18 protein-coding genes and 1 tRNA gene are annotated in these 17,904 nt (G+C 41.3%); 13 read left to right on the top strand and 6 right to left on the bottom strand.

Translation table 11 applies throughout. The annotated features are described in order from the left end of the window. Nucleotides 1–36 precede the first annotated feature (36 nt). Entirely contained in the window at nucleotides 37–1,950 is a 1,914-nt protein-coding gene (locus tag B9Y69_RS09330; RefSeq protein WP_085472681.1) for an ABC-F family ATP-binding cassette domain-containing protein, read from the top strand. Nucleotides 1,951–2,072: 122 nt separating this feature from the next. On the opposite strand, the gene B9Y69_RS09325 is transcribed toward B9Y69_RS09330, so the two are convergent. Both B9Y69_RS09325 and B9Y69_RS09320 read right to left on the bottom strand, forming a co-directional pair. After that, the gene (locus tag B9Y69_RS09325) at nucleotides 2,073–2,381 is read right to left on the bottom strand and encodes a hypothetical protein (RefSeq protein WP_085472680.1); all 309 of its coding nucleotides are present in this window, start codon (nucleotides 2,379–2,381) and stop codon (nucleotides 2,073–2,075) included. Between the two features lie 462 nt (nucleotides 2,382–2,843). Next, nucleotides 2,844–3,200, bottom strand: coding sequence for a hypothetical protein (locus tag B9Y69_RS09320; protein WP_085473031.1), 357 nt, complete (start codon nucleotides 3,198–3,200; stop codon nucleotides 2,844–2,846). A gap of 167 nt (nucleotides 3,201–3,367) precedes the next feature. On the opposite strand from B9Y69_RS09320, the gene B9Y69_RS09315 reads away from it, so the two are divergent. Continuing rightward, entirely contained in the window at nucleotides 3,368–3,733 is a 366-nt protein-coding gene (locus B9Y69_RS09315) for a single-stranded DNA-binding protein (RefSeq protein ID WP_085472679.1), read from the top strand. Between the two features lie 339 nt (nucleotides 3,734–4,072). Here the strand turns inward: B9Y69_RS09315 and B9Y69_RS09310 are convergent, their stop codons facing one another. Continuing rightward, the gene (locus B9Y69_RS09310; RefSeq protein WP_085472678.1) at nucleotides 4,073–5,479 is read right to left on the bottom strand and encodes an alkaline phosphatase; all 1,407 of its coding nucleotides are present in this window, start codon (nucleotides 5,477–5,479) and stop codon (nucleotides 4,073–4,075) included. Between the two features lie 258 nt (nucleotides 5,480–5,737). Between B9Y69_RS09310 and B9Y69_RS09305 the strand changes: the two genes are divergently transcribed. The 3 genes from B9Y69_RS09305 to B9Y69_RS09295 all read left to right on the top strand — a co-directional run bounded on the left by B9Y69_RS09305 (nucleotide 5,738) and on the right by B9Y69_RS09295 (nucleotide 7,471). Then, nucleotides 5,738–7,012, top strand: a complete 1,275-nt coding sequence (locus B9Y69_RS09305; RefSeq protein ID WP_085472677.1) for an OmpA family protein — start codon at nucleotides 5,738–5,740, stop codon at nucleotides 7,010–7,012. A gap of 74 nt (nucleotides 7,013–7,086) precedes the next feature. Next, nucleotides 7,087–7,407, top strand: coding sequence for a hypothetical protein (locus tag B9Y69_RS09300; protein WP_085472676.1), 321 nt, complete (start codon nucleotides 7,087–7,089; stop codon nucleotides 7,405–7,407). Beyond that, nucleotides 7,398–7,471: transfer RNA gene (locus B9Y69_RS09295), tRNA-Ala, on the top strand. The genes B9Y69_RS09300 and B9Y69_RS09295 overlap by 10 nt, the downstream gene beginning before the upstream one ends. Before the next feature lie 40 nt (nucleotides 7,472–7,511). On the opposite strand, the gene B9Y69_RS09290 is transcribed toward B9Y69_RS09295, so the two are convergent. Then, a complete protein-coding gene (locus tag B9Y69_RS09290) occupies nucleotides 7,512–8,048 on the bottom strand; it encodes a lipocalin family protein (RefSeq protein ID WP_085472675.1) in 537 nt (178 codons plus the stop codon). Nucleotides 8,049–8,211: 163 nt separating this feature from the next. Here B9Y69_RS09290 and B9Y69_RS09285 point away from each other — a divergent pair, with 163 nt between their 5' ends. The 5 genes from B9Y69_RS09285 to B9Y69_RS09265 all read left to right on the top strand — a co-directional run bounded on the left by B9Y69_RS09285 (nucleotide 8,212) and on the right by B9Y69_RS09265 (nucleotide 12,276). Further along, entirely contained in the window at nucleotides 8,212–8,676 is a 465-nt protein-coding gene (locus B9Y69_RS09285; RefSeq protein WP_234991184.1) for a DUF4268 domain-containing protein, read from the top strand. Nucleotides 8,677–8,705: 29 nt separating this feature from the next. Further along, on the top strand, nucleotides 8,706–9,503 hold the full coding sequence (locus B9Y69_RS09280) for a S1/P1 nuclease (protein WP_085472674.1): 798 nt from the start codon (nucleotides 8,706–8,708) through the stop codon (nucleotides 9,501–9,503). A gap of 72 nt (nucleotides 9,504–9,575) precedes the next feature. Then, nucleotides 9,576–10,157 carry a Crp/Fnr family transcriptional regulator gene (locus B9Y69_RS09275; protein ID WP_085472673.1) on the top strand — a complete coding sequence of 194 codons (582 nt, stop codon included), beginning with the start codon at nucleotides 9,576–9,578 and terminating at the stop codon, nucleotides 10,155–10,157. 73 nt (nucleotides 10,158–10,230) lie between these two features. Beyond that, nucleotides 10,231–11,349 carry a L,D-transpeptidase gene (locus B9Y69_RS09270; RefSeq protein WP_085472672.1) on the top strand — a complete coding sequence of 373 codons (1,119 nt, stop codon included), beginning with the start codon at nucleotides 10,231–10,233 and terminating at the stop codon, nucleotides 11,347–11,349. A gap of 117 nt (nucleotides 11,350–11,466) precedes the next feature. Then, nucleotides 11,467–12,276: a murein L,D-transpeptidase catalytic domain family protein gene (locus B9Y69_RS09265; protein ID WP_234991183.1), complete on the top strand. Its 810-nt coding sequence runs from the start codon at nucleotides 11,467–11,469 to the stop codon at nucleotides 12,274–12,276. Nucleotides 12,277–12,324: 48 nt separating this feature from the next. Here the strand turns inward: B9Y69_RS09265 and B9Y69_RS09260 are convergent, their stop codons facing one another. Beyond that, on the bottom strand, nucleotides 12,325–13,656 hold the full coding sequence (locus tag B9Y69_RS09260; RefSeq protein ID WP_085472671.1) for a sensor histidine kinase: 1,332 nt from the start codon (nucleotides 13,654–13,656) through the stop codon (nucleotides 12,325–12,327). A 6-nt stretch (nucleotides 13,657–13,662) separates the two neighbouring features. Beyond that, on the bottom strand, nucleotides 13,663–15,000 hold the full coding sequence (locus B9Y69_RS09255) for a sigma-54-dependent transcriptional regulator (RefSeq protein ID WP_085472670.1): 1,338 nt from the start codon (nucleotides 14,998–15,000) through the stop codon (nucleotides 13,663–13,665). A gap of 159 nt (nucleotides 15,001–15,159) precedes the next feature. On the opposite strand from B9Y69_RS09255, the gene B9Y69_RS09250 reads away from it, so the two are divergent. From B9Y69_RS09250 to B9Y69_RS09240, 3 genes are read left to right on the top strand one after another with little or no spacing between them, the layout of a single operon-like run. Then, nucleotides 15,160–16,398: an efflux RND transporter periplasmic adaptor subunit gene (locus tag B9Y69_RS09250; protein WP_085472669.1), complete on the top strand. Its 1,239-nt coding sequence runs from the start codon at nucleotides 15,160–15,162 to the stop codon at nucleotides 16,396–16,398. 40 nt (nucleotides 16,399–16,438) lie between these two features. After that, nucleotides 16,439–17,140, top strand: coding sequence for an ABC transporter ATP-binding protein (locus B9Y69_RS09245; RefSeq protein ID WP_085472668.1), 702 nt, complete (start codon nucleotides 16,439–16,441; stop codon nucleotides 17,138–17,140). 13 nt (nucleotides 17,141–17,153) lie between these two features. Further along, on the top strand, nucleotides 17,154–17,903 hold the full coding sequence (locus B9Y69_RS09240; RefSeq protein WP_085472667.1) for a head GIN domain-containing protein: 750 nt from the start codon (nucleotides 17,154–17,156) through the stop codon (nucleotides 17,901–17,903). The last annotated feature ends 1 nt before the right edge of the window (nucleotide 17,904 follow it).

Here is a 17,904-nt window from a genome sequence, read left to right as displayed (position 1 = left end):
CAAAGAAGCAGAAATATTCATTACTTTTGTCAGCAAATGATTTCAATAAATAATTTAACATTCGAAATTGGTTCTCGTGCACTTTATGACGAAGCCAATTGGCATATAAAACCGGGAGATAAGGCTGGTTTGATCGGTGCAAATGGTGCTGGTAAATCAACGTTATTAAAACTGATCGTAGGCGATTACGCTCCGACTTCAGGGACGATATCCATGGCTAAAGACCTTAAAATAGGCTACCTGAACCAGGATCTTTTGTCTTATCATTCGGAAAAAAGCATATTACATGTGGCTATGGAGGCTTTTGAACGCCAGAACCAACTACATACTGAAATAGAAACCTTATTACAGAAACTCGAGACCGACTACTCCGAAGAGATCCTGAATAAGTTGAGCGATAAGCAAATGGAGTTTGAAGCTCTGGATGGTTATAGTATCGAGTTTCGTGCACATGAAATCCTCGCTGGACTAGGTTTCTCGGATGACGAACAAAAACGACCGTTGGCAACCTTTTCAGGAGGATGGCGTATGCGCGTTATGCTTGCACGTATATTACTGCAAACGCCAGATATTTTATTACTCGATGAGCCAACCAACCACTTGGATTTACCTTCCATCAAATGGTTGGAAACTTATCTCCATGCCTTTGAAGGAGCAATTGTGATTGTTTCCCATGACCGGTATTTCTTGGATAAAATCATCAATAAAACCGTGGAATCCCGCAAAGGTAAACTTAACGTATATGCGGGTAACTACACGTTTTACCTGGAAGAAAAATCCATGCGAGAGGAGATTCAAGGAAATCAGTTCAAGAACCAACAGGCAAAAATCAAACAGGAAGAAAAACTTATTGAGCGCTTTCGAGCCAAAGCGAGTAAAGCGAAGATGGTTCAATCACGGATCAAAGCATTGGATCGTATGGACAAAGTCGATGCTGTCGATGATGACAACCCCGAGGTAAACTTCAGCTTTAAATTTTCTAAGCCTTCCGGGCGCCATGTCGTTACTTTAGAGAATATCTCTAAGTCGTACCCCAACTTAGAAATCTTAAAAAACACAAGCGGCTTAATTGAGAAAGGTGATAAAATTGCCCTCATCGGAGCGAATGGAAAAGGAAAATCAACGCTCTTACGTATCGTTGCCGATGCGGATAAAGAGTTTAGCGGCACCAGCATAAAGGGACATAATGTATCGCAAACTTTCTTTGCGCAGCACCAGCTAGAAGCGCTTCATTTGGAAAATTCCATCCTACAAGAGCTTGTAGCCTTTGCACCAAAACACACTGAAACAGAGCTACGTTCGATCTTAGGTTGTTTCTTGTTCACTGGCGACGATGTCTTTAAAAAGATTAAGGTTCTTTCCGGTGGTGAGAAATCACGTGTAGCCTTAGCGAAGGCCCTAACGGCGGACGCCAACTTCTTGGTGCTCGATGAGCCGACCAACCACTTGGATATGGCTTCGGTAAATATTTTGATCCAAGCACTTCAGCAATATGAAGGAACATTTATCGTCGTTTCCCACGACCGTTACTTCCTCGACAATATTGCCAACAAGATATGGTACATCGAAGAAAAAGAGATTAAGGAGTACCCAGGAACCTATCAGGAATTTGAAGAATGGAATAGTAAACGGGTGATAAAACCGGAGAAGAAAGTCGAGAAAAAGGTGGTTAAGGAAGAAGCTCCTAAAGAGAAAAAACAACCAACCGACGACACATTCCGAATCCTGCAACAAAAGAATAAAGAACTATCGGCACTCGAGCAAAAAATAAACACGACCGAACAACAAGTCAAAAGTTTAGAATTCGAACTCGCTCAGGAAGCGGTCTATTCAGATGCTGTAAAGCTGCAAGAAACAACAAGGCAATACAATTCGATTAAAGCGACTTTTGATCAGCTGCAAACAGATTGGGAATTGCTCGCAGAAGAAATAATGGGATTAGAAAATTAATCCACAAAGGCTGTACCCACGTACGGCCTTTGTTTTTATACATAAGAGAAAAAAGTACTCCTTTTTAAGTAACCACATGGGGTGATCACTAAGAACGCGTACAGCCTATGCTTTGTGAAAGGCTAAAACCCTTCAAAGGGCAAGCTATCTTCTCCCCGCTGAATCTCCTCATAACGAACCGCATTCATATTCTGAATACTTTCAAAAATTGTCTCTAGATCTTTACAAAGTGATAGTAGTTTATTCACATTTGCATCACTTAGATTCTCAAAGTGCTCAAGCTCGAAGGTGTAATAATCACCATCCTCGAAAAGTTCCATTGTTTCCCGCATCTCACCATCTGATGCTAAATTGACTAACTGAACAAAAACCTGAGTTCGGATATCCTCTAACAAGTGCAATGTTTCAATTACCCTGTTTCTATAGACCATGATTAAAAAAGTTAAATGCAACCTCTAATTTTTCTTGTCTTGCAAGGAATACTTCAATTGTAGTAAAGATAATTGTATCGGACATCGCTCCTAAAAAATAAATAAACATGCATAATAATTGTACTAATCACATTATCAAATAATTAGCACAAAGGTTAGTCTCATAACAAATAATGCCTCAAGATATTAAAAAAATGTAGATATTCATCCACAATTCAAAAAAATATTTTCGAAAAAATTATCAAAAAATAATCTACCTTAAGTATAAACCTATTATTATCTCAAAACGAAAGCTCTTTACAATGTAAAAAATAGCTAAAAAATAAAAGTCTAAACAACTATATTTTAAATGCTTAAGGAATAAAAAAACAGGTAAAGAGCCCGTACAAAATATGCTAACAAAAACTATGTAACAAACATCATATCAAACAGATACATTCAAACAAAACAAAAGAACACTGATTAAACCCCTCTCTTAACAATTAAGAACAATTCATTACCTAAGGGTAAATAACCATACTCATACACAAATGAATACGTTTGACCTTTCCCATTTTCCAGCAAATTTGTAAAAAAATTAAAATCTAATCCTTCACGCAACAAATGATCGCCCGATATACGTGTCGTCTTTTCTTCACCCAGAACCGTTAACAAAACATTTCGATTCTTTTTTAATATGTTATTCACCTCACGCACATATTGATTTGAAACACGATTCATCTTGTTATTATACGCATTCCGACATCCATCATCACAGAACCTTTTGTCCGAACGACCCTTCACGAATTGTCCACACCACACACAGCACTTTTCTTCCATAAACTCCATCCGTTTACAAGCATTTAAAATCGTTTATAATTGTATATAATCAGTTATCTACCGAATCGCAAAAAAATTGTCTTGCATCTTTGTAGTGGCTACAATAAATGGTTGTATATAAACAGTTTTGAAAATAATAAAAAAAATTCACATTAAAAATTAATCCTATGAATGCATTAACAAATTCAGTACAGCTAATCGGCCGAATAGGCAACGATGTAGAAGTAAAAACAACAACAAAAGACACCAAAGTGTGCAACATACGTTTAGCGACCAACGAATACTCCCGTAATACTAACGGAGAATGGTTGGAAACAACGTATTGGCACTCCTTAATCTTTTGGGGGAAATTAGCTGAAAAATTAGAAAGAACGGGACAAAAAGGAAGTCGACTATTGCTTCAAGGATCTATTACCTACAGCGAGTACACCGACACCAATGATATCAAACGAGAACGCACAGAAATCAAAATCAATCAGTTTATTGTACTGGACAACCGGAAGACACCTTCTCCTGAAGAAGAATTTGAGTAGAGGGAAATGGTAGTTCATTGTTGGTAGTTGGTAGTTTGTTGTGGGGAGTTGGTAGTTGGTAGCGCGTATAAAGTACAGAATAAGAAATACGGAATACCTACCACTACATGCTTCGTATTAATTTAAGAGGACACGAGCCGAAGGCTCGCGCCAGCATCGGGAGATACAGCTCATAAATACCTCTTATCGTCATACCGACGACAGGAGGTATCTATGAACAAACCTTTCTCTCGCTAGTTCGAACCTGTCTGCGGTAGGCAGGCTCATAGCTCGGACTTCTTTCTAGACATCTCTTGCAATTTCTTTAGCACGATCCTCTTAAAAACCCAATCCAGCTGCTTAAAAATCCAAGCCAGCCGCCGCTGCGACCTTTTTAGGAATATCTACATTCTCCATCTTATGCGAGAACGATTGTGCTCCTGCGCCGATGGCAAAAACCGGAATGTATGCTGCGGAGTGATTATTAGATGCCCATGCGATAGAACCCGCTTTATTCAACAGTTGAATAGCTGTTGCCGCTAATTTCTCATCTGTCGCATACAGGCTCTTTATAGTCTCATCCTCATGCTTTACAAAGCTTTTCTCATAAATCTTAAACAATAGATCCTCCTCTTCCTGGCTGACCTTCACAGCCCCAAACAGACCCAACTTCTTGGATAGTAAATCCTTCATCTCTTGCCAGCTAACCTCTCTACCTGCTAAACGTAACGCTGAAACCTCTTTAGATAATTCACCCAAAGACACTTTTTGATGACTAAGCAGCTTCGTATTTAATCGGCTACCACCGTTACCAACGGCGATACCACCTGTCTCATGATCTGCGGTCACAATAATTAGCGTCTCCTCTGGGTGTTTCAAATAAAATGCATAGGCACTTTTTACCGCTTCATTAAAATCCAGTACTTCGCGAATCGTGGTTGTTGCATCATTCGCATGTGAGGACCAATCAATCTTACCGCCCTCTACCATTAAGAAGAAACCTTTATCGTTATCTTTCGTCAACGATGTAATTGCCGCATCGGTAATCTCTCGTAAGTTTAAATCGCCTTTTTGCTGATCTATAGCAAACTTCAACGATTCAGGATCTGTCCCTTTACTATTCATCAAAATAGTCTTCTTTCCTTTATCTTTTAAATTCTGATAGCCTTCTAAGCCATACGCCAACTGATAGCCGGCCTTTTCAAACTGCGGGAACAACGAGGGTACCTCTTCTTTCTTCGCATTCTTCGTTGGGCTTAAGAAACCGGAACCCGCAAAAAAATCAAAACCCGACTTTAGAATATCCTGTCCAATTTCATAGTATTTACTCCGACTAGACTGGTTGGCATAGAAGGAGGCTGGAGTAGCATGATCAATACTAACGGAAGTCGTAATTCCAACCTTCATTCCTGCTTTTTTCGCGGCATACGCAATACTCGTATAAGATTCGCTCCCTGTACTATCCATAGATAATACCCCATTTTTAGTTTTCTTTCCTACGGCCAATGCGGTTCCTCCAGCGGCAGAGTCCGTTACGCCATGCGACAACGAATAGGACGTCGCGAAAGTAGCATGTGGAAACGTTGAAAATACCAATGGAAATACCGTGTTCCTATCTTCCTGGGCCGCAAGATAAATCTCGGTTAAGTTAACCTGATTAAGCCCCATACCATCCCCAATCATAAAAAAGATATACTTGGGACGATTCTGGCCAAACGACAACAGATGGAATAAAAAAAGAAAAGCAAAAAAAGATAATTTCTTCATGTAAATAATTATAAAAAATAAAATAGAACAACTAGCTACCCGCTTCAAATAAAATACTAAAGCTCGTATAGCTACAAAAATAAAATATCAATATGAACTCAATGTTAATTAAGGTCTGTATAGGTCAATGATTCCACCCTATAAAGATAGAATTATTCTTTAACAAACAAGGGCTAAAGACATTACTGTCAATATTTTCAATACTGAAAAACAAAAAACACAGCGGTTTGTTCAATTAAGGTAATATATAACATAATTATGGAAAATCTACTATTAAACTCAGCTAAGGGCTTCTTTAACGAAGAAATCCTGAACTTACTCAGCAGCAATACTGGTGAAAGCCCAGATACCGTAAAAAAAGGATTGGATGCCATTATTCCAACGGTTATGTTGGGCATGCAGGCACAAGGTCAATCTGGTCTTACATCGATTCTCGATAAAGCAAAAAGCTTCTTCAATTTTAGCAGCTTTAATTTTAACAGCTTCTTTGACGCAGATCAACAAAAAGAAGGCTCGGCAGGCTCGGACCTTTTAAGTAGTATTTTTGGCAGCGGATTAAGTGGTATTGTCAGCTCCTTAACGAGTTTTCTAGGTATAAAAGGTGATTCAGTAACCAAATTACTAGGCGTTAGCTTACCGGCTGTATTCTCTAGCTTAACCGATAAGGGAACCAATTGGAACGTAGGCAGCATTACTTCGCTGCTAAACACAAATAAAGATAGTCTCTTGGGAGCTCTTCCTGCAGGACTAGGTTTAGCAAGTTTAGGAGGTATAGCAAGTAGCGCTAAAGGTGTGGTAAATGATATGACTGACACCGCTACAAAAACCATCTCTAAAGTAACCCATGAAATCCCCCCTGTCGTACATACCAAGCACACGATCGAAAAGGAGAAAAAAGGTGCTGGTTTATGGTGGCTTCTCATCCCCCTCCTTCTGATCGCTGGCTGGCTTCTCTTTGGTAAGGGCTGCGGAAGTGGCGACAAAACCGTCATTACAACAGATACAACGACAACAGTTGCCATAGGAGACTCAACGGTAGAAACCGTAACAACCACCGTACGTGAATCAATGAACTTAAAACTTCCCGATGGCAAAGAGCTTTCTGCTTTCACGGGAGGTATCGAGGACCAGTTAATTAAATTCTTGCAGGCGGGCGAGTACAAAACGCTTTCTGACGACAACCTAAAAGCGAAATGGTTTGACTTTGATAACTTGAACTTTGAGACCGGTACAGCAACCGTTCTACCAGAAAGCCAAGTACAGCTGGATAATATTGCAGCGATCTTAAAAGCATTCCCTGATGTAAAAATCAAAATCGGTGGATACACCGACAAAACAGGTAATGAGGAGTTCAATAAAAAGCTATCTGGCGAAAGAGCAGCTGCCGTTAAGGAGTTCTTGACCAAACAAGGCTTAGGAGCGCAAGTTACCGACACAGAAGGTTACGGATCTGAATTTGCAAAATTCGATGCGTCTGCTCCAGAAAGCGATCGCGTTCAAGATAGAAGAGTATCGATTAGCATCCGAAAATAAGAATATATTTAATTCTGAAAGAAAAGCACCACGTGATGGTGCTTTTTTTTTGTTAAGTGTTATTTTTGCTGTCCATGACAACGCAGCAACAAGAAATGATTATTGGCGATTTTGAACGCTACATGCGCTACCTGACTCAACAACAGGAGGTCTTTACTTTCGATAAATTTATCGCTTTAGCCACCTCGCTCGTCAACTTTTATGAAGGCAGCAACTTGATCACTATTCCAGAACGCGTAGAGACCGCATCGCTCCTATTAAAGGCATTTAATGCGGGAATCGGCAACCGAATAACGGACTCCGACCTCACAGAAATAGCTCACCTTATAATTTCGGAAACGACTATTGATTATTCCATTCTTAATATTATATTTGCACAGCAAACGGGGGATTAGCTCAGCTGGCTAGAGCGTTTGGCTGGCAGCCAAAAGGTCATCGGTTCGACTCCGATATTCTCCACGTACAAGAGCACAGGCTTATCAGCCCTGTGCTTTTTTTATTAGTCCTGCACGGTCCATACCAATGCCTCTAGCGCATAGCCCGATTCTTCCGCATACTGTAAATATTGCTCACGAAGGGCTTCTGGTATTTTCTTTTCTCGAGACAAGATGCACATATAATCTAAATTTTGACCAAAAACCAGCACCTGACTATAATCCCCGTCAACCGAAACAATATTATACCCCATATAGAAAGGGTTTATATACGATACTTTTAAAGCCCCCGATTCACGATCATCCAGATAACGCAAACGACCAATACGTTGTCTATACTTTTCCTGTACCATATCATAACCTTGTATATTCAACCGCAAACTGTCATCATCGTTCCATGCTAAAGAAAGCAAAACGTTCTTTAAATTGCGAGACCATTTGGTATCCAAACGAGCAATCTCATACCATTCACCAACAAATCGCTCCATATCAAAATCAGGCACCACAACGACAGCCGACTTGACCGGCTTTAAGATACTATACAGCGCCGTGCCTGCAGCCACCGCCGTCAACAGTAATAATGATTTCTTCTTGTTATCCATATCTCCTTAACAGTTAGGGTGAATGAAAGTTTGCACCAAACATGACCGATTATATTGAAACAAAATTCATTAGTTTTGCACTACAAAAACAACGTTGTAACCTCATCATTTATTGCACGTCACAATACGAGGATATCGCCCTATTAAAAAAACAAACAGATCTGTGTATACACGAGAAGAAGCAAAGCGAATAAAAGAAGAATTTTGGACACGTTTTGGTCAGTTTATGGCACTTTCTACATCGGAAGAAGGAACTAAAGTAAACTGGATCAATTACAAAACAGGCGTCAAACACCTGTATTTCCGGATGGATGCCGATAATAAGACAGCACAGATCTACATTGAGATAAGCCATCCCGATGCAGGCATCCGCGAGCTTATGTACGACCAATTCGTGGAGTACCGTCTCCTTTTAGAAGATAGTTTAGGAGAAACCTGGGAATGGGACCCTGTCTATTATGATGACAATCAACGGAAAACCGCTAGAATAAGCTTATCCATCAACCGGAAGACATCCATCTTTAAACAAGAAGATTGGCCCGATTTAATCAGTTTCTTCAAACCGCGTCTCCTCGCTTTAGATAGCTTTTGGTCCACGGCGAAGTATGCTTTTGAGATTTTTAAGTAACTTTGCCTCCAACTTATAAAAAATAGTGCATGAAAAATATCATTAAACTTGCTCTTATCTGTGTCCTTGCGTTGCAGTATGAATTTGCAGGTGCTTGGGGAATGACGGGCCACCGTGTTATTTCTGAAATAGCAGAAAATCACCTGAGCAAAAAAACAAAAAAAAACATCAGTAAAATTATTGGAAACCAAAAATTAGCTTACTGGTCTAACTGGGCAGATTTTATCAAATCCGATCCTGATCCCGCACTGAATCGTACAGGCTCTTCACATTTCGTTAATACCGAAGCTAATTTAAGTTTTGATGCTTTTGTTGCTGCATTAGGGGCTAGTCCGGAACATAACTTGTATAAAACCTACAAACGTATAAAAGCAGAAGCCAAAAACACAAACCTTCCTCTGCTACAACAGCAACAAAACCTCTACTTTATCATTCACTTAATTGGGGATGCGCACCAGCCAATGCATGTGAGCCGTGCTGCAGATCAAGGCGGAAATAAAATTGAAGTTGAATTCTTTGGACGCAAGTCGAATATTCACCGTGTTTGGGATTCAGACCTTGTTGATAATGAACAATACAGCTATACCGAGTATGCACGTGTATTAGATATTTACGACAACAACTACTACAAGCAATTTACGTCAACCAGCTTTGAGCAATGGCTTTATGAGTCCCATCAAGTAGCCAACAGCATTTATGATGATGTGGCTAAAAATGCAAACCTACGCTATGAGTATATCTATCAAAACAAATACCGTATGGAGAACTGCCTGTTAAAAGCAGGCGTACGCTTAGCACATGAGTTGAACGAAATCTACGGTAAATAAACAATATCAAAGAGAGGTGTAAAAAGAGATTATCAATCATTTTACACCTCTTTTTATATACAGCCCCCCATTATGGAGAACTACCCTGAGAAGCTAAAAGGAACCTATCAGTACCCGGGAATGACGTCTGTCGAACTCGAACAAATTGTACATCAACACGAACAGGTTTTCTACAAAAAGGGCGACTATCTACTACAAGCTGAAGAAGTCAGCAATTGTTACTACATATTACAGTCCGGTATGGTTCGTTCATTTATCTACGACTTCAACGGGAATGATATAACAACGGATTTCTTTTGTGAAGATGAGGTCGTCATTGAGGTCGCTTCCATATTTCATCAGATGCCCACCAGTGAAAATTGGCAATGCTTAACCGACTGTACCCTATGGAAGATAAACTACGATGCCTTTCAGGAACTATTTTTATGTATCCCTACTTTAACCGAATGGGGACGTGCATGGATGGCCTATCAATTGTTCTTAACAAAGAAAAGAAACCTTGACATGATAAGTCTTTCTGCGTTAGACCGGTATAAGCAACTTATGGTACAAAAACCGCAAATCATACAACAAGCTCCCTTAAAATACATCGCTTCATTCCTTGGGATAACCGATACATCGCTCAGTCGAATAAGAAAAGAAGCCTTTCGATAAATAAAGGCATACTTCTTGTATATCTCTCGGCTGTAAATATCCATAAAGACTATAAAAAACGACGATACTTTTTATGCACAAGAAAATTAGTTCGCTTTTAAATAAAAAATATCCACTTCAGGAACACAAAAAGCACAGCATACGGTTAATAACCCATAAAGGGATATGTCAGAAAATTAGCTTAACCGTCTTATGCATCTTACTCTTATCTTGTAATAATAAGAGTACTTCCCACAGTATTGAGGTGATGGGAAAGGAAAAAATAGACTCCCTAGCTTTTGTTAAGCAGCAAGAAGAGGAAAAAAAGGCCGCTCCAAAGACCGCTGCCGATATCACACTGACCAAAGCGCTTACCTACGATCAGCACACGTTAGCAGAGAGTTATCCATATGGCAAGAAAACCCGTGTTTTCCAAATGGATAAGATTAAAGAAAAACTGGCTTGGGTAGAAAACTTTCAACGTGTAAAAAATAACTATGCGGTGCTGCAGAACTACAAAAATAAAAACGGCGAAGCCCCTTTAGTCAAAGATTATCATCGAAATGCCTACAAACGGGTTTCTGATACGCTGGGCACCGAACGGTATCAGTCTGTTCCTCTTTATCATTTTGGGGAGACAAAAACGCCAACGCTCTACGGGCGTGACGGTTCCCTCGTAAAGCTGCTGAGCACAGATACATTACCCATGGTCAAAATTAGTGGCATCTCCCTGGACGGGGAATGGGAAGTTCCAAAGCGTTATGTAAAAGCAATTGGAGATACCGTAACTTTCCATAAGGTAATCATCGTGGATGTAACCAATCAGAATATCATGACCGTCGAACGTCAACGGGACAGCGAATGGCTCATACGCAGCATGAACCCTGCGACCAGCGGCCGCCACCACCCTCCCTACGCACAAGAGACACCACTGGGAGCCTTTGTGTTACAGGAAAAAAAATCCAAAATGTACTATTATAGAGATGGTACCACAACGATTGAAGGGTTTGCGCCCTATGCGAATAGATTTACCAATGGCGCTTACGTACATGGCGTCCCTGTTAACAACCCCAAAGGAGCCATCAAAGAATTCAGCTGGTCTCTTGGAACAACGCCCCGATCACACATGTGCGTCCGTAATGCCTCTTCGCACGCCAAACATATTTATGACTGGACAAAATCGTTAAATGCCTTAGTTATTGTGATCGATTAATTTAAAAAAACCTACTAAAAACAGCTTACAACCGCATAAATAGCGATATTAACATTTGTTTAACACTTTGAATATCAAAATAGTAGTACTTTTGTAGCGGATTTAAAAATTGTAAGTATGCGTAGTTTAGTAGGTGTGCTGTTGGCTGCTTTATTATTTATCAGTTACGTACCGTTAACTGTTACATCCAAAACCAATGCTTTAAAAAGCGAAGAAACGGCCACAGCACCGAAGGAAAACAGGCCTGCAGCAACGGCTGTTGCTCCAGCAAAAACAGAAAAATCAGTAGCTGAAAAGCTATACGAAGAAATGGCATTAGCCGAAATGATACAGTTCGAAGCATTCGAACAAGCCCTACAGGGATACAATACCCTCCACCCCCGCAACCGCGATATATTAAGCATCATTGATTTCACCCTTCCATCGACAAAAAAACGTATGGTCGTACTGGACATGAATCAACATAAAGTGCTTTATCACACCGTAGTTGCACATGGCCGTAACTCCGGCGAAAATTATGCGGTATCGTTCTCGAACAAACATGGATCATACCAGAGCTCTTTGGGCTTCTATACCACAGACAACACTTATCAAGGAGGAAATGGATATTCACTGGTGTTAAACGGGTTAGAAAAAGGCATTAACGATCAAGCAAAAGCACGTGCGGTCGTTATTCATGGCGCTGACTATGTCAGTCAATCTATGATCAAAAACACAGGACGCTTAGGCCGCAGTTATGGCTGTCCTGCATTACCGAGGGAGTTGAACAAACCGATCATCAACACGATCAAGAATGGAACGTTGCTCTACATCTATGCGAAAAACGATGCGTATCTAGCGCAGACCAAAATCGTCAACAAACAACCCAAAACAATGCTTGCACAGCATGACAAAGGAACAGCTGATGATTTAAAGAATTTAAATTAAGAAAGATTGTAAACGTAGGGCTTTTCGAATAGAAAAGCCCTACTTCGTTTATAACAGTAAGGCGATAACGAAACAGTTCCGCCCATTTTTCTCTTGGTAGTACAGATAGCCATTATGGGCTTTGATAATAGATTTTGACAAAGAAAGTCCAATTCCAGCCCCCTCCTTCCGCGTGGTATAAAAGGGCAAAAATATCTTATCGATAATCGTACTGTCAATAAGGGGCGCGTTATCCGAAAAAACACAATAAATCCGTTTATTTTCTTGATACAAGTCGATCGTAATAGTTGGATTCTCCGACGCAGAAACAGCATACACACTGTTGGTCAGCAAATTGATTAAAACCTGTTCAAACTGGGAACGATCCGCCGCCGCATGTAGTCCTTCATCCAGATGTAACAACACCTGGATGTTCTGCTGCGCTAAAAGCGCTCGATAGTTCCGCACCACGCCCTGCACCATCTCCGCTAGATGTACATGCTTCAGCACCGGCGTAGGCAACATCGTTAACCGGCGGTAACGATCCACGAACTCCTGCAAATGATCACTTCGGTTTACAATTGTCTCTAAACTCATCGCCAAATCGGCCTTATCTTCCACCGACAAGTCGTCCTGTTCGAGAATCGCTTTCATATTATTAGCCAACGAATGAATTGGCGTCAGTGAATTCATCAACTCATGCGCAATTACTTTCATTATAGAAAGCCAAGCCTCGTTCTGCTTGACATCAATTACACGCTGAATCGAGTCCATCAAAATAATATAATACACTTGTCCCTGTAACAAGCTACGTGAAGTCTGGATTACGAATGTCTGTCGTTCCTCCTTATCCACCTGGATATCGATCGTGGTTTTAAACTCAGTAAAATTCCGTGTTTCAAAAACCGAACAAAAGTTCGCGATACGTTTGCGTAGGAACGCCCAATTGCTGGTGGTCGGAATATCGAAATAATTGGTTACGAAAGTATTCATCAGGGTGATCTCCATATCTCCCTCCGGGTTTTTTACGATTAAAATCCCGGAATCAATACCATTCAAGAGCTGATCATAAATCATCTTTTGCGACACCGAAGCCGCCTCCTTTGTCCTGATTTTCTCGTACAAGCGCACAGCGTTTTCCATCGCACCTTGCTTGCCTGTATCGGCACCCAAATCCATGCTGTAGTCATCATAAAGGAGTGCCGAAACGATCTTATCAATGCGCATAAAATGGCTTCGCACATAGGTATACAGTTCAAAAATCAATGCACCTCCAATAAGTAGCAAAACAGCACCTGTATATTGCAGCTCCTTTTGGAAGAACCACATCCCAAAAAACAGCACCGCTAACAGCACGGCTATCCGCCAAACGATCGCAATCGCATCTTTTCTCTGGTTCATAAAATTCTATTTGATCCGAATATGGTACTTCTCCATTTTACGATACAACGCTGGCCGCGAAAGTCCTAATGCAGTCGCTGTCCGAGATACATTCCCACTATATTTCTCCAAAGTTTTCTCAATCGTCTTACGCTCAAAATCCAACAGCACATTATCCTGTGATTGGGTAGACATAGGCACCGTTAGTCCCAAATGCTCCCAACGGATCAACCCATCTTCAGCCAAGATTACCGCACGTTCTACGCGGTTTTGTAATTCTCGAATATTTCCAGGCCATTCATATTGCATTAAATAAGTGGAGAGCCCCTGCTCTACAGCCAATGAACCAACCTCATACTTATCCGCATATTGCGCCACAAAATAATCAAACATTGCCAACAAATCTTCCTTCCGTTCGCGCAGGGGTGGTAACGAAAGGGAAATGGTATTGATCCGATAGAATAAATCCTCCCGAAACAAACGTTCTCCTACCGCAGCTTCCATGTCGGTATTCGTTGCCGTAATGATCCGTACATCCACCGGACGTGCTTTGCTCTCACCCAGGCGCGTCACTGTTCTGTTCTGTAACACCTGCAATAACTTGGACTGCAAATGCAGTGGAACATTACCGATCTCATCTAAAAAAATTGTCCCTCCTTCGGCCGCTTCAAACCGTCCAGCGGTATCCTGACGCGCATCCGTAAAAGCCCCCTTGGCATAGCCAAACAACTCACTTTCGAATAGATTCTCGTGTAAAGCCCCTAAATCAACATGTATAAAAGGTTTCGCCCGACGCGCCGACTGGTTATGGAGATGAGAAGCCAGTATAAATTTACCGGTACCATTTTCGCCTAAGATCAATACATTCGCATCGGTCTTCGCTACCCGTTCCGCCACCTTATATACCGCTAAAATAGCCGGTGAAGTTCCCCTAAAAGATGTTTCCTTCTCCGCAACCGTCTTTCCCCTCCCCTTGCGTACGAGCTGAACAGTCTCTTTCACCGTATGCACCAACTTTTCATTATCCCAAGGCTTCATCATATAGTCAATCGCACCAAGCTTAATCCCTTCTACCGCGCGCTCCACCTGTCCATAGGATGTCATCAGAATAATCTTTACCTGCGGAAAATGCTCTTGAATTTCTCTTAACCGATAAATTCCTTCTTTACCATCCTCATATCCTACCCTGAAATTCATATCCAGGAGCACAATCTCTATCGAATGGTCATTGATGGTCTGCAAAATATCCTTCGGATTATCTAACGTAACAATCGTTTCAAAGGTTCGTTTAAGAATCATCTTTGCCGCAATCAATACTTCGACTTGGTCATCAACTACTAAAATTCTACTATTTATCTTTTTCATAAAAATGCCCAACTGTACACTTCCGTACACAAACTGTCCGTTAACGGACAATTACCAAACAGTCCAAAAACAAGAAGGTCTGAAAAACAATCAATTACACACCATAAGCGCTGTGGCACAAATATTACGGCATAAAATACATAAGAAACTACATATCAAATGGATACCACAGTACCTCGTAAAAATAGAAAAAAACAATACATAGCCCTAAGTTTGCTTGCATTTTTCCTGCTTGCAGCTTTGGGTATATACCTGGCCAATCGGCCGCGCACCTTGCATGTTAAGCGCGCAGAAATCTTAGTCAAAAAAGTAAAAAAGGATAATTTCGAGGATTTTGTGGTTTTCCAGGCACAGGTAGATCCTTTGCATTCGCTCCTGGTAAATGTCATCGAGGGGGGCTCCGTGCAAGAGCTCTATGTAGAAAATGGCGCAATGGTCACACAGGGTACGCCACTCGCTCGACTCTACAATCCGAACACTGAATTCAATTACCTCGCCCAAGAAACGGGTATTATCGAACAGATAAATCAACTCAATGTCGCCAAACTCAACCTTCGCAACCAAGAGCTCGAACTCTCGAAAGAACTTGTGCTGATCGAACATGATTACAACAGTGCCCAGATGGAATACCAGCTTAATAATAAACTATACGATCGTAAGATTCTTGCGAAGAATGAATATGAAGTAACAGCCGAGAAACTACGTTATCAAAAAGAACGTAAAAATATTATTCAAAACAGTATCCAGCGCGAGCGTGAAACCAACGCACTGCAAATCCGCCAGATCAACCAAGCCCTCGGCATCATGGAAAAAAGCTTGGAAACACTTCGAAATAACAAGAAGAACTTTCTGGTCACCGCTCCGGCTACCGGGCGGTTAAGCTCTTTTGAAGCGACCTTGGGACTTAATATCCTGGCGGGAACCGCCATCGGAAAAATCGATGTCATGAAAGGTTACAAGCTAACCGCCAATGTCGATGAGTTTTATCTGGACAAGATAAACACCGGGCAAACGGGAACGATTGAAGTCAAGGAAGAATCCCAAGAGGTGCGGGTAACCAAAATTCTACCTGAAATAAAAAATGGACAGTTTAAAATAGAACTAGAATTCCTCGGCGCCCAACCGCAAGGTCTTCAAGTAGGACTTTCATTTGGTGTCAAGCTTATTCTTTCCGGTGCTATGCAAAAACTCGTTATACCTAAGGGAAGCTTTAGCAGCGTCACGCAGGGCAATTGGATCTTTGTCGTCGAAAACGGTATCGCAACAAAACGAAAGATTGAACTCGGTCGGGAAAACCCCGTTTACTATGAAGTTCGCACCGGTTTAAAAGAAGGCGAAGAGATTATTGTATCCAATTATGAAGACTACAAACACGTGGAAAAATTAGAATTAAAATAACGGATAATTAAACTATATTAACAATACTAAAAAACACATTATGATTACCATAAAAGACCTCAATAGAGTGTTTGTTACAGAAGAAGTACAAACCCGAGCGCTGAACAATATCAATTTAGATATCCGTGAAGGCGAGTTTGTCTCCATCATGGGACCTTCTGGCTGTGGCAAATCGACGCTATTGAACATCATAGGTTTATTAGACGACATTACATCGGGTTCTTACCAATTAGTGGGCCAGGAAGTCTCGGGGATGAACGAAAAACAACGTTCACAAATCCGTAAAGCGAACATTGGATTTATCTTCCAAAATTTTAACCTGATCGATGAGCTGAATGTATTCGACAACATCGAGCTGCCATTAATTTACAACAGAATACCAGCCGAAGAGCGAAAAAAACGTGTCAATGAAATTGCAGAAAAGCTCAATATTGTACACCGTTTACAGCATCACCCCCAACAACTGTCGGGCGGACAGCAGCAACGGGTGGCGGTGGCGCGTGCGCTCATCAATAACCCCAAAGTAATCTTAGCCGATGAGCCCACCGGAAACCTCGATAGCACCAATGGAAACGAGGTCATGGAACTCCTTACCAGCTTACACGCAAGTGGTGCAACCATATTAATGGTCACACACTCCCCACATGATGCTTCTTTTTCGCAGAAAATCATTACGATGAAAGACGGCGAAATATTGACAGAGAAATTGAACCAAAAAACAGTGGATGTTTTTCAATCATAATTAATGCAACAACATGAGAAAACTATTAACCATTGCCTTTGTCTCCTGCTTAACGCTAGGTTTACAAGCGCAACACAAACAAACGCGTAAGATTTCCACCCCGAGTGGTGTCTCCGTTGCGACATCTTTGCAAACGGAGTATATCCGCTCCAACCGGAATGAAGTAATTGTCGAAGCGGAAGACGCCAAGCATCTGGAGCAGATCGAAACTGTGGTCAAAGACAATGTACTGTACATCCGGTACAAGCGCAACACGACCAACGTAGGCAGAAAGAACAACCGCATCACCGTGTATGCATCTACAGACCTGAAGAGCATTGAAGTTTCATCAAGCGGCTCCTTGACGATCAACGATCCGATCCAAACCAATAGTCTTGACATCGATGTATCCTCATCAGGCAAGCTGCAAGCTGGACGTATCCAGGCAGCCAAGGCATCCATCGATATCGGATCATCAGGCCGCTTTACGGGAGCCATCCGCGCACAGCATTTAGAAATTGACGCTTCCAGCTCTGGCAAGCTAACGCTTACAGGCGAAGCAGATCAAGTTGCAGTCGACATGAGCTCTTCGGCAAACCTGGATCTAAGCGGCTTAAAAGCAAAATCGGTGCAAGTAGACGGTAGTTCTTCCGCTTACCTCAGCATTCAGGCAACGGAATCAATCCGTGGAGATGTATCATCTTCTGCAAAAATAGAACATATTGGCACCCCAAAAACCATCTCGGTAAGCAAGTCTTCGAGCGGTCGGGTTACCCAAAAATAAA

It is taken from the genome of Sphingobacterium psychroaquaticum (genome assembly GCF_900177625.1).
GTDB classification, from domain to species: Bacteria; Bacteroidota; Bacteroidia; order Sphingobacteriales; family Sphingobacteriaceae; genus Sphingobacterium; species Sphingobacterium psychroaquaticum.
Note: the sequence above shows the minus strand (reverse complement) of the source record. Positions and strands in the feature narration are given on the sequence as shown.

Excerpts from the sequence above, each read along its gene's own strand:
- B9Y69_RS09330 (WP_085472681.1), top strand. The coding sequence starts at position 37 with ATGATTTCAATAAATAATTTAACATTCGAAATTGGTTCTCGTGCACTT.
- B9Y69_RS09325 (WP_085472680.1), bottom strand. The coding sequence starts at position 2,381 with ATGGTCTATAGAAACAGGGTAATTGAAACATTGCACTTGTTAGAGGAT.
- B9Y69_RS09320 (WP_085473031.1), bottom strand. The coding sequence starts at position 3,200 with ATGGAAGAAAAGTGCTGTGTGTGGTGTGGACAATTCGTGAAGGGTCGT.
- B9Y69_RS09315 (WP_085472679.1), top strand. The coding sequence starts at position 3,368 with ATGAATGCATTAACAAATTCAGTACAGCTAATCGGCCGAATAGGCAAC.
- B9Y69_RS09310 (WP_085472678.1), bottom strand. The coding sequence starts at position 5,479 with ATGAAGAAATTATCTTTTTTTGCTTTTCTTTTTTTATTCCATCTGTTG.
- B9Y69_RS09305 (WP_085472677.1), top strand. The coding sequence starts at position 5,738 with ATGGAAAATCTACTATTAAACTCAGCTAAGGGCTTCTTTAACGAAGAA.
- B9Y69_RS09300 (WP_085472676.1), top strand. The coding sequence starts at position 7,087 with ATGACAACGCAGCAACAAGAAATGATTATTGGCGATTTTGAACGCTAC.
- B9Y69_RS09290 (WP_085472675.1), bottom strand. The coding sequence starts at position 8,048 with ATGGATAACAAGAAGAAATCATTATTACTGTTGACGGCGGTGGCTGCA.
- B9Y69_RS09280 (WP_085472674.1), top strand. The coding sequence starts at position 8,706 with ATGAAAAATATCATTAAACTTGCTCTTATCTGTGTCCTTGCGTTGCAG.
- B9Y69_RS09275 (WP_085472673.1), top strand. The coding sequence starts at position 9,576 with ATGGAGAACTACCCTGAGAAGCTAAAAGGAACCTATCAGTACCCGGGA.
- B9Y69_RS09270 (WP_085472672.1), top strand. The coding sequence starts at position 10,231 with ATGCACAAGAAAATTAGTTCGCTTTTAAATAAAAAATATCCACTTCAG.
- B9Y69_RS09265 (WP_234991183.1), top strand. The coding sequence starts at position 11,467 with ATGCGTAGTTTAGTAGGTGTGCTGTTGGCTGCTTTATTATTTATCAGT.
- B9Y69_RS09260 (WP_085472671.1), bottom strand. The coding sequence starts at position 13,656 with ATGAACCAGAGAAAAGATGCGATTGCGATCGTTTGGCGGATAGCCGTG.
- B9Y69_RS09255 (WP_085472670.1), bottom strand. The coding sequence starts at position 15,000 with ATGAAAAAGATAAATAGTAGAATTTTAGTAGTTGATGACCAAGTCGAA.
- B9Y69_RS09250 (WP_085472669.1), top strand. The coding sequence starts at position 15,160 with ATGGATACCACAGTACCTCGTAAAAATAGAAAAAAACAATACATAGCC.
- B9Y69_RS09245 (WP_085472668.1), top strand. The coding sequence starts at position 16,439 with ATGATTACCATAAAAGACCTCAATAGAGTGTTTGTTACAGAAGAAGTA.
- B9Y69_RS09240 (WP_085472667.1), top strand. The coding sequence starts at position 17,154 with ATGAGAAAACTATTAACCATTGCCTTTGTCTCCTGCTTAACGCTAGGT.